This window comes from Isoptericola sp. Y541 (assembly GCF_059445465.1).
Map to the genome: position 1 here is coordinate 833,155 of NZ_JCAIUJ010000001.1, position 26,676 is coordinate 859,830.

Genomic DNA, 26,676 nt, shown 5'->3' on the forward strand with positions numbered 1-26,676 from the left:
CGTCCTCTTCGTGCTCGTCATGTGTCTCGGGGTTGCCCTCGTCCCGGCTGCTAGCGCCGGGGTCTGCGGCCCGCGCCGGTCAGGAGTCGAGGTCGTCGGCCACCGCGCGCAGCAGCGTCGCGACGCGCTTGCCCGACGCGGAGTCCGGGTACTTGCCCCGCTTGAGCTGGTCGCCCACGTGGTCGAGCACCTTGATGAGGTCCTCGACGATGCCTCCCAGCTCGGAAGGCGCCTTGCGCTTCGCCTTCGCCGTCGTCGGCACCGGGTCGAGCACCTTCACCGAGAGCGCGGACGGACCACGACGGCCGTCGGCGACACCGAACTCCACGCGCGAACCGGGCTTGACGCCCGTCACGTCCGTGGGCAACGCAGACGCGTGCAGGAAGATCTCGCTGCCGTCCTCGCTGGCGATGAAGCCGAACCCGCGCTCCTCGTCGTACCACTTGACCTTGCCGGTGGGCACCTCGACCTCTTCGTTCTCGTCGGCGACTGACGGCCGCCCGCTGGTGCGGGGCCGCCTCCGGCGCGCGTCGGGCACCTGCCCGGCACGCGGCCAGAGGTTCAGGCTACCGGCCGGTGCGCCCGTGCGCTGCATCGGTCCGGTCACGCGATGCCGAGGTCGGCGGCGAGGCGGAGCGCAACGGCGTCGTACCAGCGCTCGGTGTCCGACACCGAGCCCACGAGGTGGCCGAAGAGCTCGAACGAGACCGTGCCGAAGAGCGTCGTCCAGGCCATGAGCGTGCGCGCCACCGTCTCGGTCGGGGCGTCGGCGAGGATCCCGCGCGCCGCGACGAACTCCCGGGCCGGGCCGACGACGGCGGTCACGTCGGGCGCCCCCGTGGGCGCCTGCCGGGGGCACGCGCCGGCCGCGTGGGCGCGCGCCACGATCGTGACGAGCACGCGGACCACCCGGGTGGCCGGGTCCACCGTATGGCGCGGCGCCGCGTACCCGGGCACGGGCGTGCCGTAGAGCAGCGCGAACTCGCCCGGCTGCGCGACGGCCCACCCGCGCAGCGCGCGGCACGCCGCCAGCCAGCGCGCCGCCGCGTCGTCCTGGTCGGCGACGCCGGCGTCCGCCAGCTCGACCGCCGCGCCCAGCTCGTCGTAGCACTCGACGATGAGCGCCGTGAGGAGGGCGTCCCGGCTGGGGAAGTACCGGTACACGGCCGAGGAGACCATGCCGACGTCGCGGGCCACGGCGCGCAGGGAGAGCGCGGCAGGCCCCTCGGCGGCGAGGCGGACGCGGGCCGCGGCGAGGATCTCGCGCGTGATCGTCTCGCGGGCCAACGCGCGGGCGGTGCGGGGGGCGCGACTCACGTCGGGCTCGGCGGCGGGTACTGCGTCGGGTACTGCGTCGGGTACTGCGTCGGGTACTGCGTCGGGTACTGCGTCGGGTACTGCGTCGGACATGAGGCACAGGGTGGCACGCGAGAGCGCCGCCCACCAATGAGAGCAGTGCTCTTGTCAGACGCTCGTCACCGTGCCATGCTCGCCACAACGGAGAGCGCTGCTCTCGGAATGGAGCACCCGCCATGACTGATCGCCACCTCGTCGTCGGCGCCGGGCCCGTCGGCCGTCACGTCGCCGCCGTCCTCGCCGCCCGCGGCTCCCACGTCACCGTCGTCACCCGCTCGGGCCGCGACACCGGGATCGACGGCGTCACCCACGCCGCCCTCGACGCCTCCGACGCCGACGCGCTCGCCCGCGCCGCCGAGGGCACCGACGTCCTGTACAACTGCGCGAACCCCGGCGACTACACGCTGTGGGAGCGCGCCTGGCCGCCGCTGGCCGCTGCGCTGCTCACCGCGGCCGAGCGGTCCGGCGCCGTCTACGCCATCACCGGCAACCTCTACCCCTACGGGCCCCTCGACGGGCCCATGACCGAGGGCCTCCCCGACGCCGCCACCGACCACAAGGGCCGGCTGCGTGCGCGTATGTGGGCCGGCGCCCGGGAGTCGTTCGAGGGTGGTCGGTTGCGCGGCGTCGTCGAGGTGCGCGGCTCCGACTACCTGGGCCCCGGCGTCGGCGCCAACGGGCACGTCTCCCGCGTGCTGCCCGCCGCGCTCCAGGGCCGGCGCGTGACGATGATGGGCCGCGCCGACGTGCCGCACACGTTCACCGACGTCGGCGACGTCGCCCGCACGCTCGTCACGGCCGCCGAGGACCCCGGGGCACACGGCCGCGTCTGGCACGTGCCGAGCAACGCTCCGCGCACCCAGGCCCAGGCGCTGACCGACGTGCTGGCCACGACCGGGCGCCCGCCCGTGCGCGTGGGCTCGCTGCGGGGCCCGGCCCTCGCGGCCGCCGCGGCCTTCTCGCCCATGCTGCGCGAGCTCCGCGAGCTCATCTACCAGTGGGAGCGGCCCTACGTGCTCGACGACGCGGCCGCCCGGGCTCGCTGGGGCCTCGAGCCCACGCCGTGGGAGGAGATCTGCCGGCGCACCGCCCAGGGCTGAGTACCCCGACCCCGAGTGCCGAACAGGCTGTTGACACCGTGATCGCGCCTCCGGGCCGCCCAGCACGGTGTCACCCGCCGGTTCGGCACCCGGGTGGCGGCGCGTAGCATCGATCAGATGGCCAACACGTCGCCGGAAGGCATGAAGGAGGCCGACGTCACGGGCGGCGCCGGCTTCCCGGCTGCGCCCCGCACCTTCACGGAGGCGATCCGCAGCCGCGACGACGACGAGCTGCTGGCCCTGCTGCGTGCCCGGCCCGACCTGGCCACGCCGTCGCCGTCCACCCTGCGTTCCCTCGCCGCCCGCGCATCCAGCCGCACCGCCCTCGAGCGGGCTCTGGCCCGCGCCGACGCCCGCACGCTGCAGGTGCTGGAGGCCGTCGTGGTCCTGGCGGACGCCGGACCGGTGGCGCCGCGGGACGTGCTCAAGGCGGTCGGGGCCGAGGACGCGACGGCCGCCGAGGGCGCCTCCTCCGCCGTCGGGCGGGCCCTCGCCGACGTCCTGACCTCCGCCCTCGTGTGGGACGCGGGCGAGCCCGGTCGGCCCGACCTGCGCCCCGCACCCGGGCTGGACGAGCTGCTCGGCCCGCACCCCGCCGGCCTGGGCCCGGCCCGGCCGGCCGCCATCCGTCCCGCGGCGTCGCCTTCCCGTGCGCCGTCCGACCAGGGGACGACGACGGACGGGGACGCAGGCCGCGGCGACCGGGTCGCGCTCGACGACCTGCCGACGGGCGGCCGCGAGGTGCTGGACGCCCTCGCATGGGGCCCGCCGATCGGCGTCGTGCCACCGCCAGGCACTCCGGCCCGCAGCGCGGTCGACGCGCTGGTGGACGCCCGCCTCCTGCTGCGCACGGACGCCCGGCACGTGGCCCTGCCGCGCGACGTCGGGCTGGCGCTGCGCGACGGACGCACGCACCGCTCCCCCGAGCTCACACCTCCGCTCCCCGAGGGGCGGGCGGTGCCGCAGGCGACGGTCGACGCGGAGTCAGCCGGCGCCGCGCTGGAGCTGGTGCGCCGCGTGGACCTCCTCGTGGCCGCCTGGGACGACACGGCCCCTCCGGTGCTGCGCAGCGGGGGCCTGGGCGTGCGCGACCTGCGTCGCACCGCGCAGGCGCTGGGCACCGACGAGACGGAGACGGCGTTCGTCGTCGAGCTGGCCGCGTCCGCCGGGGTGGTCGCCGACGACGGCGAGGCACCGCCGTCGTACCGGTCCACCACCGTCGCGGACGCGTGGGAGGGCATGGACGACGCCGAGCGCTGGGCACTGCTCGCCGCCGCGTGGGCGGCGTCGCGGCGCACGCCGTGGCTGATCGGGTCGCGCGACGAGAAGGGGACGCTGCGCGCGCCGCTCTCCCCCGACCTGCACCGCGCCTGGGTGCCGCGGCTGCGCGGCCAGGTGCTCGACGTCCTGGCCGCCCGGCCCGGCGTCGCCCTCGACCTCGACGCCGTGATGACCGTGCTGCGCTGGCACGCGCCCCGCACCGTGCCGCCGGAGCAGGCCGTGGCGGGGCTGCTGGGCGAGGCAGCACGGCTGGGCGTGACCGGCGCCGGCGCGCTGTCCGGGCCCGGGCGCGCCCTGCTGCCGCACCTGCCGGACGCGCGTCCCGCCGAGGGCGACCACGCGACCGGCGGGCTAGCGGAGGCGATGCGGGCAGCGCTTCCTCCCGAGGTGGACGAGGTACTCCTGCAGGGCGACCTCACCGGCATCGTGCCGGGCCGGCCGTCGCAGGCGCTGGCCACGCTGCTGGAACGCTCTGCGGACGTGGAGTCGCGGGCCGCGGCGACGACGGTGCGCTTCTCGGCGGCGTCGGTCACGCGTGCGCTGGACCACGGCACGACGGCGGACGAGCTGCTGGGCGCGCTGGCGGGGCGCTCCCCGGTGCCGGTGCCGCAGCCCCTGGAGTACCTGGTCCGCGACACCGCGCGGCGGCACGAGTCGCTGCGCGTCGGGTCCGCCGGGTCGTACGTCCGCGCGGCCGACCCGAGCGTGCTGGCCGGGCTGGCTCAGGACCCCCGGCTGGCCCACCTGGGCCTCGTCCGCCTCGCCCCGACCGTCCTCGCCGCGGCGGTGCCCGCCGCCGAGCTGCACGACGCGCTGCGCGCGCGGGGGCTCCTGTCCGCCGTCGAGGGCCCCGACGGGCACGTGCTCAGCGTCCGCCTGCGCCGGCCCCCGCGGCTCGAGCGCGGCTCCCGCGGCCCGCGGCGCGGCCCCGCGGCCGAGACCGAGCCGACGTCTGAAGACGCGCGCGCGACGCTCGTGGCGCGGCTGCGCGCAGCGGACTCCGGGGACGAGACGGCCGTGGACCGGCTCGCCCGGAGCACCCGGGCGACCCCCGGCCCCGCCGGGCCGGGCCGGGCCGCCATCCCGCGCCCCGCGCCCGCCGCGCGACGACGCTCTACCGAGCCCGGCGACACCCTCGCCACCCTGCACGACGCGCTCCGCGACGGCCGCCTGGTGTGGATCGAGATGGTGGGTGGCTCCGGCGTCCTGGAGCGTCGCGAGCTCAAGCCGCTGCGGCTCGACGGCGGCCGGCTGCGCGCGCTCGACCCCGTCCGAGAGGCCGAGCTCACCGTCGCCGTGCACCGCATCGCCGCCGTCGAGCCCGTCGACGGCTGAACCCCGCCGCGGGACGAGCAGCCGCGGGCGCTGTCACGGTCGTGCGGCGTCGACCCCGGCGGCGGCCATCCACGGCCCACTCCACCAGCTGCGCCAACCGAGTCGAACCGGGCCGGTCACGGTCAGACCGAGCCGCCGCAGCTCGGCGACGTATTCGCGCGTGCGCTGGATGTCGACGATGAGGACACGGCCACCGGGCGCCAGTACCCGCACCGCCTCCTGGATCGCAGCGCACCGTCCTTCGGCCGTGGAGATGTTGTGGAGCGACAGACTCGCCGTCACGAGCGCGAAGGAGCCGTCGGGGTAGGGCAGATGCGTCATGTCGCCGGTGTCGAAGCGGACCCGGTCGCCGACGCCGTTCAGCGTCGCGTTGCCCGCTGCCGCGTCGTGTGAGTTGCCGGACTGGTCGCCGGTGCGCCACAGGTCGATGCCGGTCACGGTAGCCCCGGGGAACCTCGCGGCGGCCATGATCGCGACCGAACCACGCCCGCAGCCGAGGTCGAGCACCCGCGCACCGGCCGGTAGTGACCCGCGGTGCAGCAGGCCGTCCCAGATCACGAACTTCCCGCGCCGGGACGCATGCCAGTAGAGGGCCGCGCCGGTCAGGTAGAGAAGCGTGCAAGCGGCGAAGAACCACGCCAGCACGACTGTCCACCATCCCGCGTTCCACAGCCCGAACCCGACAGCGACGCCGGCCGACACGACGGCGACCCCGATCCATAACCACGGCACCCAGGGCGCGTCGACGCCATAGCTCCCGCGCGGCTTGACTGACATGTCCGACCTCCACTACTAAAGTTTGAGTAGACGATAGCGGGGAAGGAGCGGTCATGGCGAAGCAAATCAGTCGACTCATGGTGCTCGGCGTCATCGCCTACCGAGCGCCGGTCAGCGGCTACGGCATCGAGAGAATCTTCGGCGAATGGGCGGTCGCCCGCTGGACGACGATCGCGCCCGCGTCGATCTACCACCAGCTCCGCTCACTGACCACGGCGGGTCTGATCGAGCCGGCCGACGATGGCGCAAGCCGCGCCGTCGACTACTGCTGCACCCCTAGCGGGCGGGCCGAGCTCCACCGACTGCTCCTGTCGCTGCTGAACGAACAGGACTTCCAGCCGCTCAGCCTCGTCCCGCTCCTGCACTTCACACCCTTGCTGACCACCGCTGAGCTGACGGGCGGGCTGCGCCGACGCATCGCGCTCCTCGACCAGATGATCGCCCACGAGGCTGACGTCATCGAACGTGCCGAGGCGTCGGGGCCGTCGCACGTCACTGAGATCTTCCGACTCACCTGGCAGGGCTATCGCGCCGACCACGCCTGGTGCCAGGACTTCCTGAACCGGATCGAGTCGTCCTGATCTCCCGTTCGTCGTGGGGCCGCCGTCGAGCCCGTGGACGGCACGGGGACAGGGCACCTCGTCCTCGACACCCGCCGCCGGACGTCGCACGATGAGAAGGTCATGGAGCACCACCTGGTCCACGACCCCCGGGCCCACTGCCGCTGGACCGGGCACCCACCACCAGCACCGCCCGCCCCCGGAACCGCTCTCCGTTGCCCTGGCCCCGGGCCGGGCCGCCACGCCCCGGCTCTCGGCGTAGTCCCGGAGGTACTGCACGTACTGATCGCGGGTGGGGCACTGACCGAGCTCGCGCAGGAAGGGCGCGCCCGGCAGCGCGAGTTGCGCCGCGACGTGTTCAACCGCAGCGAGTCGTAGCGCGACGCCCAGGCGGCGCCGACGACGACGGCCTGGGATCGATACTCATGACGGCTTCCTTCCCGACGGACGGGCGCGGCCTGCCGGCCCGTCGCTGCCAGAATGGTGTCTGCCCGCGTGGCGCTCCATCCCCATCTGGGGGATCTGGGGCGTGGGCCCTCCGGACCGCCCGTCGTCCGTCCTCGACGTGTCCGGAACACACGACCCGTATCCGGTGTTGGGATGCTGGATGCCCCCCGGGGAGAGGAGACGCATGACCGACGGCCCCCTGATCGTGCAGAGCGACAAGTCCATCCTGCTGGAGGTGGACCACCCCCGCGGCGATGACGCGCGCCGCGCCATCGCGCCGTTCGCGGAGCTGGAGCGGGCGCCCGAGCACATCCACACCTACCGGCTCACCAGCCTCGGGCTGTGGAACGCGCGCGCCGCCGGTCACGACGCCGAGCAGGTCGTCAACACGCTCATCGACTACTCGCGCTACCCGGTGCCGCACGCGCTGCTGATCGACGTGGCCGAGACCATGGGCCGCTACGGGCGCCTCACCCTCGCCACCCACCCGACGCACGGGCTCGTGCTCCAGGCCACCGACCGCGCCGTGCTCGCCGAGGTGCTCAAGTCCAAGCGCACCTCCGGCCTGGTGGGCGAGCGCGTCGACGACGAGACCGTCGTCGTGCACCCGTCCGAGCGCGGCCACCTCAAGCAGGTGCTGGTGAAGCTCGGCTGGCCGGCGGAGGATCTCGCGGGGTACGTCGACGGCGAGAAGCACGAGATCGCACTCACCTCGCCCACGACGCCGCGCACCCCGACGGAGGAGCCGCACACCTGGGAGCTGCGCCCCTACCAGGCGCAGGCCGTGGACGGGTTCTGGCACGGCGGCTCCGGCGTCGTCGTGCTGCCGTGCGGCGCGGGCAAGACGATCGTCGGCGCGGCCGCGATGGCGAAGTCCGGCACGACCACGCTCATCCTGGTCACCAACACCGTCAGCGCCCGGCAGTGGCGCGACGAGCTGGTGCGTCGCACCACCCTCACCGAGGACGAGATCGGCGAGTACTCCGGCGCCCGCAAGGAGATCAAGCCGGTCACCATCGCCACGTACCAGGTGCTCACCACCAAGCGGAAGGGCGTCTACACGCACCTCGAGCTGCTGGACGCACGCGACTGGGGCCTGGTCCTGTACGACGAGGTGCACCTGCTGCCCGCGCCGATCTTCCGCATGACGGCGGACCTGCAGGCCCGCCGTCGTCTGGGCCTCACCGCCACGCTGGTGCGCGAGGACGGGCGGGAGGACGAGGTGTTCAGCCTCATCGGGCCCAAGCGCTACGACGCCCCGTGGAAGGACATCGAGGCGCAGGGGTACATCGCCCCCGCCGACTGCGTCGAGGTGCGCCTCACGCTGCCCGAGCACGAGCGGATGGTGTACGCGACGGCCGAGCCGGAGGACAAGTACCGGCTGGCCGCGTGCGCGCCGGGCAAGAACCGGGTGGTCGAGCAGATCGTCGAGCAGCACCCCGACGATCAGGTGCTCGTCATCGGGCAGTACCTGGACCAGCTCGAGGAGCTCAGCCAGCACCTGGACGCCCCGCTCATCACGGGCGCGACCACCGTCCGCGAGCGCCAGCGGCTGTTCGAGGCGTTCCGCTCCGGGGAGATATCGCGGCTGGTCGTGTCCAAGGTGGCGAACTTCTCCATCGACCTGCCCGAGGCGTCCGTGGCGATCCAGGTGTCCGGGTCGTTCGGGTCGCGGCAGGAGGAGGCGCAGCGCCTCGGGCGCATCATGCGGCCCAAGGCGGACGGCCGGACGGCGCACTTCTACGCCGTCGTCGCACGCGACACCGTGGACCAGGACTTCGCCGCCCACCGCCAGCGGTTCCTCGCCGAGCAGGGGTACGCGTACCGCATCGTCGACGCGGAGGACCTCGACGCCCCCGCCATCGACTGAGCCTGTCGAAACCCCTCTCCGCCGGTTGAGCCTGTCGAAACCCCTCTCCGCTGGTTGAGCTTGTCGAAACCCCTCTCCGCTGGTTGAGCTTGTCGAAACCCCTCTCCGCTGGTTGAGCTTGTCGAAACCCCTCTCCGCCGGTTGAGCTTGTCGAAACCCACCCCGCATGGTTTCGACAGGCTCAACCGACGGGCTGGTTTCGACAGGCTCAACCGACGGGCGGGTTTCGACAGGCTCAACCGACGGGCGGGTTTCGACAGGCTCAACCGACGGGCGGGTTTCGACAGGCTCAACCAGCGGGGCTACAGGCTCGTACAAGCGATCGGCGCGATTGCGTCCGTCCGCCCTGCGCGACACGATCAGGACGTGATTCCCCCCGTTCCTGCCGCGCCGCGCCGCGGCGCCGCAGCCGTCGGCGCCTGCGTGCTGGCCGTCCTGCTGGCTCTCGCCGGCGCTGCCCTGCCCGTCGCCACCGCCTCCGCCGTCCCTCCCCTGACCCAGCTCGACACCGAGATCACCGACGAGGCGGGGGTGCTCGGCGGCGACAAGGCCGAGGTGCAGGCGGCGCTCGACCAGCTCGCCGACGAGACCCCGTACCAGCTCTTCGTCGTCTACGTGGACTCCTTCGACGGGGTCGACGGCCGCGACTGGGCCAACGCGACCGCCACCTCCGCGGCGCTGGGCGTGGACGACCTGCTGCTCGCGGTCGCCACCGAGGACCGCGTGTACGGCCTCTCCGTGGACTCCAACGCCGCCATCACCGACGACCAGCTGGACGCGGTCGAAGGGACGGTCGAGGACCACCTGCGCGACGAGGACTGGGCCGGCGCCGCCGTCGCGGCGGCGGACACGGTGCGCACGGGCGGCGGCTCGTCCGGCGGCGCAGTCCCCTGGGGGGCGATCCTCGGGATCGGTCTGCTGATCCTGGTCGTCGTGGGCGTCTGGCTCTGGTTCCGGTCCCGCCGCGCGTCGGAGGCGCGCGCCACCGCCCCGGCCGGGGCCGACGAGGTCGCCGCCCTACCGACCCCGGAGCTCGAGCGCCGGGTCGGCACCGCGCTGGTCGGGATCGACGACGCCGTGCGCACCTCCGAGCAGGAGCTGGGCTTCGCGCAGGCGGAGTTCGGCCTCGAGGCCACCCAGGACTTCTCCGCCGCGCTCGAGGCCGCCAAGGCGGACGTCGCGCAGGCGTTCCACCTGCGCCAGGAGCTGGACGACGACGTACCCGAGGACGAGGCGCGCCGCCGGCAGCTGCTCACCGAGATCCTCGAGCTGTGCGAGCACGCCGGCGCGTCGCTGGACGAGCAGACAGACGCGTTCGACGAGCTGCGCTCCCTGCAGCAGCGCGCGCCGGAGCTGCTCGACGAGACCCAGCAGCGCGCGGGCGAGATCGAGGCACGTGTCGCGGTGGCGCGCGAGATGCTCACGGGCCTCGCGGCGACATACCCCGCCTCAGCACTGGCGTCCGTCAGCGGCAACCCGGACCAGGCGGCGGTGCTCGTCGAGCACGCGCGCGAGGCCGTGACCGCCGGGCGCGCCGCGCTGACCGGCCGCACCCGGGCCGCGGCGGTCGCCCACCTGCGCGCGGCGCAGAACGCGCTGGGCCAGGCGGGCACGCTGCTGGACGCCGTCGACCAGGCGGGAACGCAGCTCGCCTCGGCCGGCACCGACCTGGACAAGGGGCTCGCGTCGATCGGGCAGGACGTGGCCGACGCCGCGCGGCTCGTGCCCGCAGACCCGCCCGGGGACGCCGAGCCGGTGGCCGACCGCGCTGCCGTCGCGGCCGCGCGCGCCGAGGCCGAGGCCGCGATGGCGCAGGCCCGCGACGCCCGCTCCGGCGGCGACCCGCTCGCGGCGCTGCACCGCCTCACGGCGGCCGAGGCGGCGCTGGACGCCGCGCTTGCCCCCGCACGGGAGAAGGCGGAGTCGGACGCCCGCGCCCGCGCGCTGCTGCGCGACACGCTCGGCCGGGTCGACTCGCAGGTGCGGGCCACGCAGGACTACATCGCGACCCGCCGCGGCGCCGTCGGCCCCGACGCCCGCACCCGGCTGGCCGAGGCCGCGCGCCTCGTCGCCGAGGCGCAGGCTCTGCAGACCGAGGACCCGACCGCGGCGCTCGAGCGCGCCCAGCGCGCCGAGCAGTACGCGCAGCAGGCGGCGCAGGCCGCCGAGCGGGACACGTCGACCTGGGGGATGAACCAGGGCGGCACGCCTGGCGGGGGTGGCAGCAACATCGGCGGGATGGTGCTCGGCGGGATCCTGCTCGACTCCGTGCTCCGCGGGTCCGGCGGCAGGTACGGGGGTGGCCGACGTCGCGGCAGCTCCGGCGGTTTCGGCGGCGGATTCGGCGGCGGCGGCTTCGGCGGCGGCGGCGCGGGACGTCGCGGCGGCGGCCGCGGCGGGAGGTCGCGCGGCGGACGTTTCTGACGTCGGAACTCGCCCGCGGCCGCGGGCGTTCTGACCAGCACACGACGACGCATCACGGCAGCACACGACGGCACCACCTGGCGACAGGACCGGGCGACGGAAGGAAGCACGACCATGACGCAGAAGCAGAGCATCCTCGGGCGTATCAGCCAGCTCGCGAAGGCGAACATCAACTCGCTGCTGGACCGTGCCGAGGACCCGCAGAAGTTGCTCGACCAGCTGGTGCGCGACTACACGAACAACATCGCCGAGGCCGAGCAGGCGATCGCCCAGACCATCGGCAACCTGCGGCTGGCCGAGCAGGACTTCGAGGAGGACGTCGCCGCCTCCCGCGAGTGGGGCACCAAGGCCCTCGCGGCGTCGCGCAAGGCGGACGAGTACCGGACCGCGGGCAACACCGCCGACGCCGACAAGTTCGACCGGCTCGCGAAGGTGGCGCTGCGCAAGCAGCTCGACGCCGAGTCAGAGGTCAAGACCGCGCAGCCGATGATCGAGCAGCAGCGCGTGACCGTCGAGAAGCTCAAGTCCGGCCTCGCCGCGATGAAGGACAAGCTGGTCGACCTGAAGTCGCGGCGCGACCAGCTCGTGGCCCGGCAGAAGGCGGCGCAGGCCCAGCAGACCGTGCAGGGCGCGATCAGCTCCATCAACGTGCTCGACCCGACGAGCGAGATCTCCCGCTTCGAGGAGACCGTGCGCCGCGAGGAGGCCATGGCCATGGGCCAGGCGGAGATCGCCGCGACCTCGCTGGACGCCCAGTTCGCCGAGCTCGAGGCCTCCGACGAGGAGATCGAGCTCGAGGCCCGGCTCGCCGCCCTGAAGGCCGGCAGCCCCTCGACCCCGCAGATCTCCCCCACGACCGACCAGCCCTGACCGACACCCGCCGGTTGAGCCTGTCGAAACCTCCCCGCCGGTTGAGCCTGTCGAAACCTCCCCGCCGGTTGAGCCTGTCGAAACCTCCCCGCCGGTTGAGCCTGTCGAAACCCCCCCGCCGGTTGAGCCTGTCGAAACCTCCCCGCCGGTTGAGCCTGTCGAAACCCGGGGACATGGTTTCGACAGGCTCAACCAGCGGGGAACTCGAAGCGGGCGGATACGCTGTCAGGCATGTCCCCCTCCTTCGCCGGCACTTCGCCGGTGGTCGCGCCCACCCCCACGCCCTCGACGGCCGGTACGCCCGAGGGCGAGGCGCCCCGACGGACGTATCTGCTGGTGGACGGCGAGAACATCGACGCCACCCTCGGCATGAACGTCCTCAACCGACGGCCGAACCCCGAGGAGCGCCCCCGCTGGGACCGCATCTCGGCGTTCGCGCAGAAGCTGTGGGAGCAGGACGTCGTCCCGCTGTTCTTCCTCAACGCCAGCAGCGGGCAGATGCCGATGGCGTTCGTGCAGGCGCTGCTCGCGATGGGCTACCGGCCCATCCCGCTGTCGTCGACGGGCACGGAGAAGGTCGTCGACGTCGGCATCCAGCGCACGCTGGAGGCCCTGGCCGGCCGGGACGGCGACGTCCTGCTCGCCAGCCACGACGGCGACTTCCTGCCGCAGATCGAGGCACTGCTCGGCGGGGACCGCCGCGTGGGGCTCCTCGCGTTCCGCGAGTTCGTCAACGGGCAGTTCAGCCAGCTCACCGAGCAGGGCCTGGAGATGTTCGACCTCGAGGGCGACGCCGACGCGTTCACCGCGCCTCTGCCCCGCGTGCGGATCATCCCGCTCGACGAGTTCGACCCGCTGCGCTACCTCTGAGCCCTCGCCGGCCGCGCACCGTGTCGCCCACGGTGAGCACCTGCGCGACGCCGGTGACGTCGGCGGAAAACCCCGTCGTCAGGGCGAGAGCCCGCCCGCCCGGCGTCAGGCGAGCAGCTCGCGGTACAGCGGCGTCACGTACCCGGGCGTGAAGCCGGCGCCGCCCAGCAGTGCGCCGAGCCGAGCCGCCTCGGCAGCGACGGCCGCCTCGCCGTCGGCGCCGACGTCCTCGAGCAGCCGCCACCGGATCTCGCCGTCGGGTCGGGCCACCCACGCGCCCACGATCCGCCCCTGCCACCAGACCGTCGCGCCCGCGTTGCCGGCGCTGTCGAAGAGCTGCGGACGGTGCGGGCCCAGGTACCAGTCCCGGGCGGCCCACCCCATCGTCGTCGGGTCGAGCGTGGGCAGCAGCGCCGCCTGCGGGTCCAGGGGCGGGACGTCGTCGTCGAGGTCGAGGTCGAGGTCGGTCGAGCGAAGCATCACGCCGTCGGCGACCTCGACGTCGGCGCCGGGCGCGCCGACCTCGACCTCCACCTCGCGCACGCCGAGGGCCGCGACCGCGCGGCGCGCCTGACCGAGGTTCCAGCCGGTCCACCACTTCAGGTCCGCCACGGTGGCGGGCCCGAACGCCTCCAGCCACGCCCGGGCGAGCTCCACGCGCGCCGCGTCCTCGTCCATCGGCGGGATCCCGCCGGGGAACCAGTCGGTCATCGGCGACCACACGTGCCGCGGCGACGACCAGGCCCCGCGCGGCTCGCCGCGCACGACGGTGCCCTCGGCCGAGAGCACCGACAGCAGCGGCGACGTCATGGTGCGGCGCACGTCCCACGGCTTGTCGGTGGTGGGCAGGAACGCCGTGCGCAGCAGTGGCGCGGCGCGCGAGAGCTGCGCCCCGTCGAGCGGGCCCTGCTCCACGAGCGCGGCGTGCACCTGCGCCTCCGCCGCGGCCAGCAGCGCCTTCGGGTCGGCGACGGGCGGGTCGGTGGGCAGGGTCTCGAGCTCCTTGAGGAGCCGGGTCCGCAGGCGGCCCGCCACCGCGGCCGACGCCGCCGCGTGCACCACGGGCACCCTCGCGCGCGGCACCACGAACATCGTGCGCCGCATCCCCAGCACCTTGACGAGGCTGTGCCGGTCGAAGAGCGCGGCGCGCACGTCGTCGAGCGTGAGGCCCGGCACCCGGGCGAGCACCGCCAGGTGCACGCTCGGCGCGTCGGTCGCGTGCAGCGCGACGAGCCGCTCCGTGACCTCCTCCGGCGTCGTCGCCGCGGGCCTTCCCGGCTGGTCGGCACCGAGCGCGAGCTGGTGCGCCACGACCCGGCGCCGACGCTGTTCCCCTGTGATCCGCACCCGCCCATCATGGAGCCCGGCACCCACGCCGCGAGCACCAGGACCGTCCAAGGGTCTTCCCAGGCAACCCCCAGTCCCCGGTCGCACACTGGAGCCATGAGCGCACCCGAGGCACGCCTCGTCGTCGTGGACGACGAGCCCAACATCCGCGAGCTGCTGTCCACCTCCCTGCGTTTCGCCGGGTTCGAGGTGCACGCGGCCGGTGACGGGAACGGTGCGCTGCAGCTCGTCCGGGACGTCGAGCCCGACCTGGTCGTGCTCGACGTGATGCTGCCCGACATGGACGGCTTCACCGTGACGCGCCGCATGCGCTCCACCGGCCGGCACACGCCCGTGCTCTTCCTCACCGCCCGCGACGACACGCAGGACAAGGTGCAGGGCCTGACCGTGGGCGGCGACGACTACGTCACCAAGCCGTTCAGCCTGGAGGAGGTCGTGGCCCGCATCCGCGCCGTCCTGCGGCGCACCCACACGGGCGAGCCCGACAACGACGACGCCGTCGTGCGCGTCGGCGACCTCGAGCTCGACGAGGACTCGCACGAGGTCCGTCGCGCCGGCGTCGAGGTGGACCTCTCCCCCACCGAGTTCAAGCTGCTGCGCTACCTCATGCTCAATGCCGGCCGCGTGCTGTCCAAGGCGCAGATCCTCGACCACGTGTGGCAGTACGACTGGGGCGGCGACGCCAACATCGTCGAGTCCTACATCTCCTACCTGCGCCGCAAGATCGACAACCTCTCCGTCACCGGCCCGGACGGTAAGGACGTCGACCTGCCGCCGCTGATCCACACCAAGCGCGGCGTGGGCTACCTGCTGCGCGCGCCCCAGGCGCCGCGATGAGCACGTCGTCGCCGGGTGCACCGGGGAGGACGGCCGACCCGACGAGCGTGGGCACGACGGCGGACGGCCGGGCGCTGCCCGCCGACCCGCGGTCCGCCCCGGCGGCGCCCGTCGCGGACTCGGACGCGTCGTCCCCCCGCTGGACGTGGATGGAGCGGCTGCCCCTGCGCACCCGGCTCGTCGCGATCACTGTGCTCGTGCTCGCGGCGGGGCTGGTCCTCGCGGCCGTCGTGACGCGGGTCGTCGTGTCGGGGTACCTCGTCGACCAGACGGACGACCAGCTCCAGCAGTCCGCCACTGGGGTCGCGAAGATGACCCTCAACACGTCCGGCGACATGGTGCAGCGCGCCCCCAGCGAGTATGTCGTCATCCTGCGCGACATCGACGGGGCCACGTCGGAACCGATGGTGTGGCCTGCGACAAGGGAGAGGTTCGGCACCCCCGAGATTCCTGACGAGCCGGTCTCCGCCGTGGTCGAGCGCGGCCCCGACCCCTTCACCGTCGGGTCGACGGGCGGGAGGGAGCCGGGAGACTGGCGAATCGTCGCCCTCCCGTACACGTCGTCGGGCAGCGTCCAGGGCGCCGCGTACGTCGCGCTTCCCCTCGCCGGCGTGCAGCAGACGGTCGCGTACCTCACCCGGTCCCTGCTCTTCTCGGCCCTCGGCATCGTCATCGTGGGCGGCGCGATCTCGTTCCTCCTCGTGCACCGGTCGCTGCGGCCGCTGCGGCGGATCGAGGCGACGGCCGCGAAGATCGCCGACGGCGACCTCTCGCAGCGCATCCCGGAGCGCCCGCCGTCCACCGAGGTGGGCTCGCTCTCCCTGTCGCTGAACACGATGCTCGCGCAGATCGAGCGCGCGTTCTCCGCCCAGGAGGAGTCGGAGCGCCGCATGCGCCGCTTCGTCTCGGACGCGAGCCACGAGCTGCGCACGCCACTGGCCACGGTCAAGGGCTACGGCGAGCTGTACCGCATGGGCGCGCTCGACACCCCCGAGAAGATCGACGACACGATGGCCCGCATCGAGGACTCCGCGCGACGCATGAGCACGCTCGTCACCGACCTGCTCGTGCTCGCGCGGCTCGACGAGGGACGCCCGATGCGACGCGAGGACGTGGACCTGGTGCCGATGGCCCGCGACGCCGCGCAGGACCTGCACGCGCTGGACCCCACGCGCGAGGTCGTCGTGACGGGCCTGCGCGACGGCGAGGAGCCGTCGGGCGACGCCCGGGTCACGGGCGACCGCGACCGGCTGCGGCAGGTGCTGACCAACCTGGTCGGGAACGTGGCGCGGCACACACCGGCCGGGTCGCCGGCCGAGATCGCCGTGGGCCCAGGACCCGACGGCGGCGCCGTGATGGAGGTGCGCGACCACGGCGCGGGCATCGCGCCGGAGCAGGCCGAGCGCGTCTTCGAGCGGTTCTACCGGGCCGACTCGTCGCGCAACCGCGAGTCGGGCGGGTCCGGGCTGGGCATGGCGATCGTCGCCGCGATCGTGGGCGCCCACCACGGGCACGTGTCGGTGAGCGAGACGCCGGGCGGCGGCCTGACGGTGCGTGTTCAGCTGCCCCCGCCGGACGGCTACGATGGCGCGTCGTCTTCGTCCGCCTGACCGGCGTGGTCGGGCTGCGGTACGTTGCCGCCGCTCGGTCGTACTCTGACGGAGAAGGCAGTCCCAGTCCGTCGACCGAAGGTCTGATCGCGATGGGCGTCATGAGCGCCGACGCACCCCAGTGGTTCCTCTCCGCGTTCGTCCGCACCTGCCACGGTGCCAAGGCGACCGCCGACGAGGCCGAGATCCGGGCGGTCGGGGAGGATCTCATCGAGCGGTGGTCCGGGGCCGACCGGCGCTTCCACAACCTGCGGCACCTCGCCGACGTGCTGCACCGCGTCGACGAGCTGTCCCAGGAGACGCACGAACCCGACCTGGTGCGCCTCGCCGCCTGGTACCACGGCGCCGTGTTCGACGCGACGAGGAAGGTCGCGGCCGCCAACCAGGGCGGCGAGCAGACCACTGTCAGCGCGGAGCTGGCGCGCACGCAGCTCACGGAGCTGGGCGTCCCGGCGGCCTCGGTGGAGCGCACCGCACGCCTGGTGGACTCGATCGCCCGCCACAAGCCACTGCCCGACGACGTCGACTCGGCCGTGCTCAACGACGCCGACCTCGCGATGCTCGCGACGGAGCCGCAACGTTACAAGGCGTACATGACGGACGTGCGGGCCGAGTACTCACACATCCCCCTGCCCGACTATCTCGACGCCCGGATCCGGGTGCTCACCAAGCTGCTGCAGCGCTCCTACCTGTACTTCAGCCCGATGGGTGCCGCGTGGGAGGAGCCGGCGAGGCAGAACGTCGACGCCGAGCTGCACCGCCTGCTCAAGGAACGGCGCCTGCTCGCGGAGAAGGCCGAGCCGTCCGCCTCCTGATCCCGGCAGTGCTCCACAGCCCTGTGGACAACCGTCGCGGTGGAGCGCCCGCTTCCCTAGCGTCGTCCTCGGCATCCCCGGAGCACGGGGCACGGCGACGAAGGAGGACACGTGCGGTACGAGGTCGACAGCGAGCGGGTCGCGCAGGCGGGCGCGGCGGTGAACGGTTCCGTGGTGGCGATCCGCTCCGAGGTGGGGGCGATGATGCGGCACCTGCAGGACCTGCAGTCGAACTGGCACGGCGGCGCGGCGACGCAGTTCGCCGGGGTCATGGGCCAGTGGCAGGCGACGCAGACGCAGGTCGAGGCCGCGCTGGACGCGGTGACGGCGGCCCTGTCGTCGGCGTCGCGCACCTACGCGGACGCCGAGGCCCAGGCCACCCGGCTCTTCGCGGCCCGCTGATCTGCTGCCCGTCGGTTGAGCCTGTCGAAACCGAGGTCGCTGGTTTCGACAGGCTCGACCAGCGAGAGAACGACGGCGGCCGGCCACCCCTCGCGGGGTGACCGGCCGTCGTCGTGCGTCAGTCAGCGCGTGGCTGACGACTCAGGGCTGCTGGATCAGAAGTCCATGCCGCCCATGCCACCGTCACCGGCCGGCGCGGCAGAAGCCGGCTCCGGCTTGTCGGCCACGACGGCCTCGGTGGTGAGGAACAGCGCGGCGATCGACGCGGCGTTCTGCAGCGCGGAGCGCGTGACCTTGACCGGGTCGTTGACGCCCGCGGCGAGCAGGTCCTCGTACACGCCGGTCGCGGCGTTGAGGCCCTGGCCGGCGGGGAGGTCCTTGACCTTCTCCGCCACGACGCCGCCCTCGAGGCCGGCGTTGATCGCGATCTGCTTGAGCGGGGCCGAGACCGACGCGGCGACGATCTGAGCGCCGACCGCCTCGTCGCCCTCGAGCTCGAGCTTCGGGAACGCGACGGCACCGGCCTGGATCAGCGCGACGCCGCCACCGGCGACGATGCCCTCCTCGACCGCAGCCTTGGCGTTGCGGACGGCGTCCTCGATGCGGTGCTTGCGCTCCTTGAGCTCCACCTCGGTGGCCGCGCCGGCCTTGATGACGGCGACGCCGCCGGCCAGCTTGGCGAGGCGCTCCTGCAGCTTCTCGCGGTCGTAGTCGGAGTCCGACTTCTCGATCTCGGAGCGGATCTGGTTGACGCGACCCGAGATGAGCTCGGCGTCGCCCGACCCCTCGACGATCGTGGTCTCGTCCTTGGTCACGACGACCTTGCGCGCCTGGCCCAGCAGGTCGAGGGTCGCGTTCTCCAGCTTGAGGCCGACCGTCTCGGTGATGACCTGGCCACCGGTGAGGATCGCGATGTCCTGCAGCATGGCCTTGCGGCGGTCGCCGAAGCCCGGGGCCTTGACGGCGACGGACTTGAAGGTGCCGCGGATCTTGTTGAGCACCAGGGTGGCCAGGGCCTCGCCCTCGACGTCCTCGGCGATGATCAGCAGCGAGCGACCGGCCTTCATGACCTGGTCGAGCACCGGCAGCATGTCCTTCACGTTCGAGATCTTCGACTCGACGATCAGGACGTACGGGTCCTCGAGGACGGCCTCCTGACGCTCCGGGTCCGTCTCGAAGTAGCGGGCGAGGAAGCCCTTGTCGAAGCGCATGCCCTCGGTGAGCTCGAGCTCGAGGCCGAAGGTGTTCGACTCCTCGACGGTGATGACGCCTTCCTTGCCCACCTTGTCGAGGGCCTCGGCGATGAGCTCGCCGATCGCGGGGTCACCGGCGGAGATCGCGGCGGTGGCGGCGATCTGCTCCTTGGTCTCGATGTCGACCGCGTCGTTCAGCAGCTGCGCGGTGACCGCCTCGACGGCCTTCTCGATGCCGCGCTTGATGGCGATCGGGTTGGCACCGGCGGCAACGACGCGCAGGCCCTCCTTGACGAGCGCCTGGGCGAGCACGGTGGCGGTGGTGGTGCCGTCACCCGCGACGTCGTCCGTCTTCTTGGCGACCTCCTTGACGAGCTCCGCACCGATCTTCTCGTACGGGTCGTCGAGCTCGATCTCCTTGGCGATGGAGACACCGTCGTTGGTGATCGTGGGGGCGCCCCACTTCTTGTCCAGGACGACGTTGCGACCCTTGGGGCCGAGCGTGACCTTCACGGTGTCGGCGAGCTGGTTGAGCCCGCGCTCCATGCTTCGACGAGCTACCTCGTCGAACGCGATGATCTTGGCCATGGGGACTGATCCTCCGCTGGTGGCTGAGTTGGCCGGCCGGCGCCCGCGACGGACGACCCACCCCGCGGCGTTCAGGTCACGCACGCGCGGAGGGTCTCACCGAACGACCCGAATGCTTCACCCGCGGCCTGCGAGGACGCCGTCCCAGGGGGGCGGCTGTCACTCGACGACCGAGAGTGCTAACCCATTATTGGCACTCTCGGGTGGTGAGTGCAAGACGTTCGCCCAGGGCGTGCACGTCCGTCCGGACACGACGAAGGCCGGCGCCCGGACGCTTCCCTGCGTCCTGGACACCGGCCTTCTGTGGCGTGTCAGCCTGCTGCCGAGGTCAGAGCGGGCGAACCTGCTCGGCCTGCGGCCCCTTCTGCCCCTGCCCCATCTCGAACTCGACGCCCTGGCCCTCGTCCAGGGTGCGGTAGCCGTCGGACTGGATGGCGCTGTAATGGACGAACAGGTCCTGCCCGCCCGCGGTCGGGGTGATGAACCCGAACCCCTTCTCCGCGTTGAACCACTTGACGGTGCCCTGGGCCATGAACTTCTCCTTGTGCTGCTCGGCCGCAGGGCAGGCACCCCACGGTGTGGGTGAGCCTATAAGCGGCGATCGCGGCAAGGGAAGCATCGCTGTCCGGAATGTCGGCATCCGAGACGGTGTCGCGCAGCGCCGGTCGTCAGCCGACGGGCGTCTTGAGCACGACCCACACGGCCTCGGGGCTGGCGGAGACGTCGTCCGACTCCTGCACGTTCGCCGGGTCGACGCCGAGGGCCTCGGCGACGGCGCTGGCCGTGTCTCCCCGGTCGGCCCCGTACAGCACCGTGCTGTCCTCGTACGCACCGACCAGCGAGTCCGGCGCGTTCGCGGCGGTGACCGCGGTGAACCCGGCCCCCGCGACGACGCCCTGACCGGCGGCAGCCTGGCCCGCACCGGCGCCGTCGTTGAAGACCAGGACCGCCGCCTCGAGGTTCGCCGCCGTCGGGTCGCCCGGCAGCTCTGTCGTCGCGTCGCCGGACTCCTCCGACGTCTCGTCGGACGGCTCCTCCTCCGGGGCGTCCTCGCCATCGGCCGACTCCGAGGCCTCGGGCTCCTCGCCGGCGGTCTCGTCGCCTGCGCCCGCCGGCTGCTCGGCGGCGGGGGGCGTGCTGGGTCCGTCGTCGGACAGGAAGGTGACGACGCCGACCGCAATGCCCGCGAACACGACGGCGACCAGGAGGAACGGCCACACCGAGCTCCACCCGCTGCGCGGCTCACGATGCACACCCACCGGGGTGCCCTCGGGGCCGCGGACGTCGAACTCGTCGGGCGGGTAGGAGTAATGGCTCTTGCTCACGGCGGACAGGGTAGCCGCTCCCGGTGTCCGAAAGTCCAGACCCCTTCAGGAACGCCACGACCTGCGTGATCGCGCCGACCCGTCGGGACGGCTGCCGGACGAGGTCCCGCGACGACCGGACCTCAGCCCTCGCCGTCGGAGAGGCGCCGCGCGGAGCGGGCCCGTTGCCGCGTCGAGCGCATGCGCCGGAGCCGCTTGACGAGCATCGGGTCCTGCGCCAGAGCGGCCGGCGAGTCGATGAGGGCGTTCAGCACCTGGTAGTAACGGGTGGCCGACAGGCCGAACAGCTCGCGCACCGCCTGCTCCTTCGCGCCGGCGTACTTCCACCACTGCCGCTCGAAGGCGAGGATCTCGCGGTCCCGGTCGGAGAGCTCACCCTCGGCCGGCGCTGTGGTCTGCTCGGCGGTCGTCGCGCCCGACGTCGCCTCGGGGTCCGGTTGGACCTCCTGGACCAGGATCTCGCTCATGGCGTCCCAGTATGGCGTCTCAGCGCACCATTCCCGACGACTTGGCCCCGCGCGCCGCGATCCCGCGAACTGTCAGGGCCACGCGCACGTTTCCTTGCACCTGGTCCTGACAACTCGCGGCGCGCGGGAGTTGTCAGGGCCACGCGCACGTTTCCTTGCGCGTGGGCCTGACAACTCGATTGCGCTAGCGTCGCGGGGTGGAGACGACGACGAGCACCCGCCCGCCCCTCGACCAGGTCATGGCCCCGGACTGGGCCGCAGCGCTGGCCGACGTCGAGCCGCAGATCCACGCGATAGGCGACTTCCTGCGCGCCGAAGTCGCCGCGGACCGCACCTACCTGCCGGACGGCGAGCACATCTTCGCGGCGTTCTCCCGGCCGCTGGCCGACGTCCGCGTGCTCGTCGTCGGGCAGGACCCCTACCCGACGCCCGGGCACCCGATGGGCCTCTCGTTCTCCGTGCAGCCGCAGGTGCGGCCCGTGCCCAAGTCCCTGGCGAACATCTACACCGAGCTCACCGAGGACGTCGGCGCCCCGACACCGTCCGACGGCGACCTGCGCCCGTGGGCCGAACAGGGCGTGATGCTGCTCAACCGCGTGCTGACCGTGCGGCCCGGCACCCCTGCGTCGCACCGCGGCAAGGGTTGGGAGCAGGTCACCGAGGCCGCGATCAAGGCCCTCGTGGCCCGCGGCGGCCCGCTCGTCGCCATCCTGTGGGGCCGCGACGCCGCGTCGCTCAAGCCGTGGCTCGGCGACGTGCCCTCCGTCGAGAGCGCGCACCCGAGCCCGCTGTCGGCCTACCGCGGATTCTTCGGCTCGCGCCCGTTCTCCCGCGTCAACGCGCTGCTCGAGGCCCAGGGCGGGGCGCCGATCGACTGGCGCCTCCCCTGAGCGTCGGTACGAGACCGTCGTAGCCGGGGCCTGCCGCAGCTCGTCCTCGGCCGATCGGCGTCGCACCGAGCACCCGGCCGTGACGAGGAGCACAATGGCGGGCGTGACGACGCAGGACCCGACCGCGACCCCCGACAGCACGCCCTCCGACCCGACCGCACCCGGCTGGGCTCGGTACGTCGCGGTCGGCGATTCGTTCTCGGAGGGGCTGTGGGACCCCTACCCGCTCGACGACGGCTCCCCGGCCCCCGGCGGCACCGAGTCGGCGGCTACGCAGCGCGGCTGGGCGGACCGTCTCGCCGACGCGCTCTCGGCCCGCCGGACGGCGGCCGGCGAGGCGCCGCTCGAGTACGCGAACCTCGCGATCCGCGGCCGGCTGCTACGACACATCCTCGACGAGCAGGTCGACGTCGCCCTCGCGGCGTCCCCCGACCTCGTCTCCCTCGTGGGCGGCGGCAACGACATCCTGCGGCCCCAGGCCGACGTCGACGTGCTCTCCGCACGCCTCGAGGAGGGCGTGTCGAAGATCCGTGCGACCGGCGCCGACGTGCTGCTCGGCACGGGCTTCAAGGCCGGTGCCGGCCTGAGCTGGACGCGCGGGCGGGTCGGTCAGTACAACGCGAACCTCTGGTCCATCGCGCGCCGGCACGGCACCCACGTGCTGGACCTGTGGGGCTTCAACCCCCTCTTCGACCTACGCATGTGGTCCGACGACCGCATCCACCTGACCCCCGAGGGCCACCGGCGCGTCGCCGACGCCGCCCTCGTCGGCCTCGGGCAGGAGCCGGACGACGCCGAGTTCGCGGTCCCGCTCGACCCGCTGCCGCCGCAGGCCTTCGTCGAGCGCGCACGCACGAACACCCAGTGGGCGCGCACGCACGTGGTGCCGTGGGTGCAGCGGCGCATCAAGCACACGTCCAGCGGCGACGGCCGCGAGCCCAAGTGGCCGACGCCGGCCGAGACCTGGCCGCCCGCTGGTTGAGCCTGTCGCAACCCACCGTGGGTTTCGACAGGCTCAACCAGCGATCAGGGTTTCGACAGGCTCAACCAGCGATCAGGGTTTCGACAGGCTCAACCAGCGATCAGGGTTTCGACAGGTTCAACCAGCGGGGGTCTCGCCAGGCTCAACCAGCAGCGGTTTCGCCAGGCTCAACCAGCGGTGGGGGACGTGGAGCCGCCTGTCGGATTCGAACCGACGACCTTCCGTTTACAAGACGGGAGCTCTACCAGCTGAGCTAAGGCGGCGGGAGCGCGGCACAGCCTACCGGGAGGGGCAGGCCGTGCCGCGCGACGGACGTGGTCAGCTGCCCGCGGCGGCGGTGACGGCGTCCTGCAGGCCGGCCGGGTCGTTCCAGTTCTGCACGACCTCGCCGTCGACCAGCACGTACGGGGTGCCGGTGAAGCCCTTGTCCTGCTGGATCGCCTGCGTCGCCGAGAAGACGTACTGCCCGAAGGTCTCGCGTGCCGTGCCGTCCGAGATGGCGGACACCACGTCGGCGGGGGCGCCGGCCTCCTCCGCGTACGACGCGAGCTGCTCGTCCGTGAGGCCCTCGGTGTTCTCGCCGGGCTGGTTGGTGAACAGCGCGGCGTGGAAGGCGGGGAACGCCTCGGGGGCCTTGTCCGCGACGAAGGCCGCCGCCGACGCCGAGCGCGTCGAGTACTCGGAGCCCGCCGACCGCGAGTCGAGGATCGAGATCGGGTGGTAGACGACGGTCGCGTCGCCGGCGCCGACCATCTCGTCGATGCTGGCGGCGTTGACCTGCTCGAACTGGCCGCACACGGGGCACATGTAGTCGAGGTAGACGTCGATCACGGGTGCGCCCTCGTTGGTGGTGCCGGCCACACCGTCTGCGCCGACCGGGATGCCGCCGTCGTCCTGCGCCGTCGAGGGCATCGTGACGTCCGCCAGGGGGACGTCGTCGACGTTCTTCTTCTCGCCCTGCTGCAGGATCATCCACACGACGACGCCCAGGGCGACCAGCGCGACGGCCAGCACCGACAGGGTGATGACCCGGTTGCGCTTGTCGCGCTGCTGCTCCTTCTCGCGCAGGGCGAGCGCCTCGGCACGCGCCGCGTCACGGCGCTGCGACTTGGACATGTTCGGGTTGTTCGTCGGCATCGTGTCCTCGAGGTCTTCGGGAGGGCGGGACGGCGCGTCAGCGCCGGACGGGCAGAGCCTACCTGCGCCACCTGGACGTCGTCCGAGCGCGGGGCGGGTCGGTGACGGGTCTCGACAGGCTCGACCGGCGACGCACGCTCAGAGCACGGAGGGCGGCCCACCCATGGGCCACCAGTCGATCGTCGGGTGGCCCAGCACGGGCGCGACGAGGAACACGGTGAGCGCGAGGCAGACCATGACGGCCACGGCGGCCCCGATCCGGCCCGGCGCCACCCGCCCCAGGATGATGCGCCCGCCCTCCCGCGCGCTGCTCCCGGCCGGGCCGAACCACGTGGCCAGCAGCGCGACGACCATCACGCCGGCGAGGACGACGTTGAACACGACGTCCTCGTTCATCCCGCCCACCGACCGGGCCTCCATGTCGTCGCGCGGCAGCACGACGAGGTGTCCGGCGCCGAACAGCCACCACCCCGCCAGCAGCGTGAGCAGCCCGGCGCAGGCACCCACCAGCACCGCGGGGATAGCGCCGAGCGTCCCCACGACCGCGTGCCACGGGAACAGCAGGGTGCCGATCGCGCCGTCCGAGCGCCGCACGCCGCGGTGCTCCCGGCGGCGGTGCACCGCGTCGGCGGACGTCGCGACCATCCGGCACAGCAGCGTGACGACCACGAGGACTGCGAAGCCGATCAGCGGCCGCGTCGCCGCGAGTGCCACCAGCGGGAGCGCCACGGCGAACGCCGTGCCCGTGCGGCGCGGGTGCACCGGGCGCGCGTAGGGCCCGGGTGGCTCCGGCGCGAGGGGCAGCTCCTCGACCAGCTCGTCGTACCCCTTGTACCGCGCGTCCCCGATCGGGATCGCCCGGGTGGCGCCGTCCTGCGACTGGCGCCGGTCACGCTCGAGGGCGGTCATCGTCTGGGTCGGGTCGCCGGGATCGGCGGCCGGGCCGGCGCCGACCGGGTCGATGGAGGCAGGGTCGATCGAGGCCGGGTCGATGGAGGCCGGGGGCGGGGGCGGGGGCGGGCCGACGGGGACGGCGCCCGTCGTCGCCGGGGCGAACGAGGCGGGGGCGGGGACGGCGGGCGCGACGATCTGCGTGGGCAGCGCGACCCGCTCCGTCTCGGTCGCCTGCACGATGCGCTGGGTCGCGTCCGGCTCCGTCCAGGGATCGGCGGCGCCGGCGAGCGCGTCGTCGAGGTCGCGGCGCAGGGCGCGGGCCACCTCCGTGGGCCCCCACCGGCGCGAGGGGTCGGCCAGCAGGGCTCCCGCGAGCGCCCGGGCGGTCCGCGCCGGCAGGCCCATCAGGTCGGGCCGGCCCTCGCGCGAGCGACGCAGCACCAGCTCGGTGGGCCGCACCCCGAAGGGCGAGCGCCCGGTCGCGGCGAACGCCAGCAGCGCGGCCCAGCTCCACCAGTCCGTCTCGGCCTCGGGTGCGCCGCCGTCGAGCAGCTCGGGGGCGATGTAGCCGGGCGTACCCATGACGAACCCGGCCGACGTGGTCCGGGCGTCGCCCGGGCCCTGCGCGATCCCGAAGTCGATGAGCACAGGGCCCTGGGCGGTGATCATGACGTTGGAGGGCTTGAGGTCGCGGTGCACCACGCCGGCGTCGTGCACGGCCTCGAGCGCGGCGGCGAGCTGGTCGGCGAGGGAGAAGACGTCGGCGGCGTCGAGCGGGCCGCGCTCGTCGACCTCCTCCTCGAGCGTGACGCCGTCGACCAGGTCGGTCACGACGAACGCGTACGGCCCCTCCAGCTCGGCGTCGAGCACCTGCGCGACGGCGGGGTGTCGCAGCCGCTGCAGGGCCGCGGCCTCGCGCCGCAGCCGCTCCCGGCCGGCCGGGTCGGCGTCGACGTGCGCGTGCAGCACCTTGAGCGCGACGGCGTGGCCCCCGCCGTCGACCGCCTCGTAGACGGCGCCCATCGCGCCGCGGCCGAGCGGCCGCACCACGATGTACCCGCCGATCTCGGCACCCTCGGCGAGTCCGCCGTCGCGGCGGCGACGGCCGCCCCGCAGGCTCGGTCCGGGGCCGTCGCCGGCCTCCGGCGACACACCCCTCCCCGGGACCTGCATCGCGTCGACCTCGCTCATGGGCCACACCGTAGTCGTCCGCGCACGCCAGGGCGCGTCGTGCGGGGGTGGAGTCCGCCCCCGCCAGGGCGAGCCCGGTACCTCATCGGTACCCTGTCTGGAGGGACG

23 protein-coding genes and 1 tRNA gene are annotated in these 26,676 nt (G+C 73.5%); 13 read left to right on the plus strand and 11 right to left on the minus strand.

The features are described 5' to 3' along the window. Positions 1-79: 79 nt before the first annotated feature. Positions 80-463 carry a cold-shock protein gene (locus AC1C2V_RS03750; RefSeq protein WP_495388444.1) on the minus strand — a complete coding sequence of 128 codons (384 nt, stop codon included), beginning with the start codon at positions 461-463 and terminating at the stop codon, positions 80-82. A 140-nt stretch (positions 464-603) separates the two neighbouring features. Continuing rightward, on the minus strand, positions 604-1,317 hold the full coding sequence (locus AC1C2V_RS03755; RefSeq protein ID WP_495388217.1) for a TetR/AcrR family transcriptional regulator: 714 nt from the start codon (positions 1,315-1,317) through the stop codon (positions 604-606). Positions 1,318-1,532: 215 nt separating this feature from the next. Between AC1C2V_RS03755 and AC1C2V_RS03760 the strand changes: the two genes are divergently transcribed. Then, positions 1,533-2,456 carry an NAD-dependent epimerase/dehydratase family protein gene (locus tag AC1C2V_RS03760; protein WP_495388218.1) on the plus strand — a complete coding sequence of 308 codons (924 nt, stop codon included), beginning with the start codon at positions 1,533-1,535 and terminating at the stop codon, positions 2,454-2,456. Positions 2,457-2,573: 117 nt separating this feature from the next. After that, entirely contained in the window at positions 2,574-5,072 is a 2,499-nt protein-coding gene (locus AC1C2V_RS03765; RefSeq protein WP_495388219.1) for a helicase-associated domain-containing protein, read from the plus strand. A gap of 33 nt (positions 5,073-5,105) precedes the next feature. Here AC1C2V_RS03765 and AC1C2V_RS03770 read toward each other — a convergent pair whose 3' ends face one another. After that, positions 5,106-5,849: a class I SAM-dependent methyltransferase gene (locus tag AC1C2V_RS03770; protein WP_495388220.1), complete on the minus strand. Its 744-nt coding sequence runs from the start codon at positions 5,847-5,849 to the stop codon at positions 5,106-5,108. Between the two features lie 77 nt (positions 5,850-5,926). Here AC1C2V_RS03770 and AC1C2V_RS03775 point away from each other — a divergent pair, with 77 nt between their 5' ends. The 5 genes from AC1C2V_RS03775 to AC1C2V_RS03795 all read left to right on the plus strand — a co-directional run bounded on the left by AC1C2V_RS03775 (position 5,927) and on the right by AC1C2V_RS03795 (position 12,890). After that, entirely contained in the window at positions 5,927-6,430 is a 504-nt protein-coding gene (locus tag AC1C2V_RS03775) for a PadR family transcriptional regulator (RefSeq protein ID WP_495388221.1), read from the plus strand. Between the two features lie 610 nt (positions 6,431-7,040). Further along, entirely contained in the window at positions 7,041-8,726 is a 1,686-nt protein-coding gene (locus AC1C2V_RS03780) for a DNA repair helicase XPB (protein ID WP_495388222.1), read from the plus strand. 366 nt (positions 8,727-9,092) lie between these two features. Next, positions 9,093-11,150, plus strand: a complete 2,058-nt coding sequence (locus tag AC1C2V_RS03785; RefSeq protein WP_495388223.1) for a TPM domain-containing protein — start codon at positions 9,093-9,095, stop codon at positions 11,148-11,150. 114 nt (positions 11,151-11,264) lie between these two features. Further along, positions 11,265-12,020, plus strand: a complete 756-nt coding sequence (locus tag AC1C2V_RS03790; RefSeq protein WP_495388224.1) for a PspA/IM30 family protein — start codon at positions 11,265-11,267, stop codon at positions 12,018-12,020. A gap of 231 nt (positions 12,021-12,251) precedes the next feature. Next, positions 12,252-12,890: an NYN domain-containing protein gene (locus AC1C2V_RS03795; protein WP_495388225.1), complete on the plus strand. Its 639-nt coding sequence runs from the start codon at positions 12,252-12,254 to the stop codon at positions 12,888-12,890. 105 nt (positions 12,891-12,995) lie between these two features. On the opposite strand, the gene AC1C2V_RS03800 is transcribed toward AC1C2V_RS03795, so the two are convergent. Beyond that, on the minus strand, positions 12,996-14,237 hold the full coding sequence (locus AC1C2V_RS03800; RefSeq protein ID WP_495388226.1) for a winged helix DNA-binding domain-containing protein: 1,242 nt from the start codon (positions 14,235-14,237) through the stop codon (positions 12,996-12,998). Positions 14,238-14,333: 96 nt separating this feature from the next. On the opposite strand from AC1C2V_RS03800, the gene AC1C2V_RS03805 reads away from it, so the two are divergent. From AC1C2V_RS03805 to AC1C2V_RS03820, 4 genes are all read left to right on the plus strand, one after another. After that, a complete protein-coding gene (locus AC1C2V_RS03805) occupies positions 14,334-15,074 on the plus strand; it encodes a response regulator transcription factor (RefSeq protein ID WP_495388227.1) in 741 nt (246 codons plus the stop codon). Beyond that, positions 15,071-16,684, plus strand: a complete 1,614-nt coding sequence (locus AC1C2V_RS03810; protein ID WP_495388228.1) for a sensor histidine kinase — start codon at positions 15,071-15,073, stop codon at positions 16,682-16,684. Before AC1C2V_RS03805 ends, AC1C2V_RS03810 begins: the two co-directional genes overlap by 4 nt. A gap of 92 nt (positions 16,685-16,776) precedes the next feature. Beyond that, positions 16,777-17,499 carry an HD domain-containing protein gene (locus AC1C2V_RS03815; protein ID WP_495388229.1) on the plus strand — a complete coding sequence of 241 codons (723 nt, stop codon included), beginning with the start codon at positions 16,777-16,779 and terminating at the stop codon, positions 17,497-17,499. Between the two features lie 111 nt (positions 17,500-17,610). Next, positions 17,611-17,901, plus strand: coding sequence for a WXG100 family type VII secretion target (locus AC1C2V_RS03820; RefSeq protein WP_495388230.1), 291 nt, complete (start codon positions 17,611-17,613; stop codon positions 17,899-17,901). 155 nt (positions 17,902-18,056) lie between these two features. Here AC1C2V_RS03820 and groL read toward each other — a convergent pair whose 3' ends face one another. The 4 genes from groL to AC1C2V_RS03840 all read right to left on the minus strand — a co-directional run bounded on the left by groL (position 18,057) and on the right by AC1C2V_RS03840 (position 21,474). Beyond that, positions 18,057-19,682: a chaperonin GroEL gene (gene groL, locus AC1C2V_RS03825; RefSeq protein ID WP_495388231.1), complete on the minus strand. Its 1,626-nt coding sequence runs from the start codon at positions 19,680-19,682 to the stop codon at positions 18,057-18,059. 328 nt (positions 19,683-20,010) lie between these two features. Further along, positions 20,011-20,214, minus strand: coding sequence for a cold-shock protein (locus tag AC1C2V_RS03830; RefSeq protein ID WP_495388232.1), 204 nt, complete (start codon positions 20,212-20,214; stop codon positions 20,011-20,013). A 136-nt stretch (positions 20,215-20,350) separates the two neighbouring features. Beyond that, a complete protein-coding gene (locus AC1C2V_RS03835; protein ID WP_495388233.1) occupies positions 20,351-21,007 on the minus strand; it encodes a LytR C-terminal domain-containing protein in 657 nt (218 codons plus the stop codon). 122 nt (positions 21,008-21,129) lie between these two features. Further along, positions 21,130-21,474, minus strand: a complete 345-nt coding sequence (locus tag AC1C2V_RS03840; protein WP_495388234.1) for a DUF3263 domain-containing protein — start codon at positions 21,472-21,474, stop codon at positions 21,130-21,132. 197 nt (positions 21,475-21,671) lie between these two features. On the opposite strand from AC1C2V_RS03840, the gene AC1C2V_RS03845 reads away from it, so the two are divergent. Further along, a complete protein-coding gene (locus tag AC1C2V_RS03845; protein WP_495388235.1) occupies positions 21,672-22,364 on the plus strand; it encodes a uracil-DNA glycosylase in 693 nt (230 codons plus the stop codon). 103 nt (positions 22,365-22,467) lie between these two features. Next, positions 22,468-23,346, plus strand: coding sequence for an SGNH/GDSL hydrolase family protein (locus tag AC1C2V_RS03850; RefSeq protein WP_495388236.1), 879 nt, complete (start codon positions 22,468-22,470; stop codon positions 23,344-23,346). Between the two features lie 187 nt (positions 23,347-23,533). On the opposite strand, the gene AC1C2V_RS03855 is transcribed toward AC1C2V_RS03850, so the two are convergent. The 3 genes from AC1C2V_RS03855 to AC1C2V_RS03865 form a co-directional block, all read right to left on the minus strand. Further along, positions 23,534-23,609 (minus strand) — tRNA-Thr (locus tag AC1C2V_RS03855). Positions 23,610-23,664: 55 nt separating this feature from the next. Continuing rightward, positions 23,665-24,483: a DsbA family protein gene (locus tag AC1C2V_RS03860; RefSeq protein ID WP_495388237.1), complete on the minus strand. Its 819-nt coding sequence runs from the start codon at positions 24,481-24,483 to the stop codon at positions 23,665-23,667. 138 nt (positions 24,484-24,621) lie between these two features. Next, positions 24,622-26,568, minus strand: coding sequence for a protein kinase domain-containing protein (locus AC1C2V_RS03865; RefSeq protein WP_495388238.1), 1,947 nt, complete (start codon positions 26,566-26,568; stop codon positions 24,622-24,624). Positions 26,569-26,676: the final 108 nt, after the last annotated feature.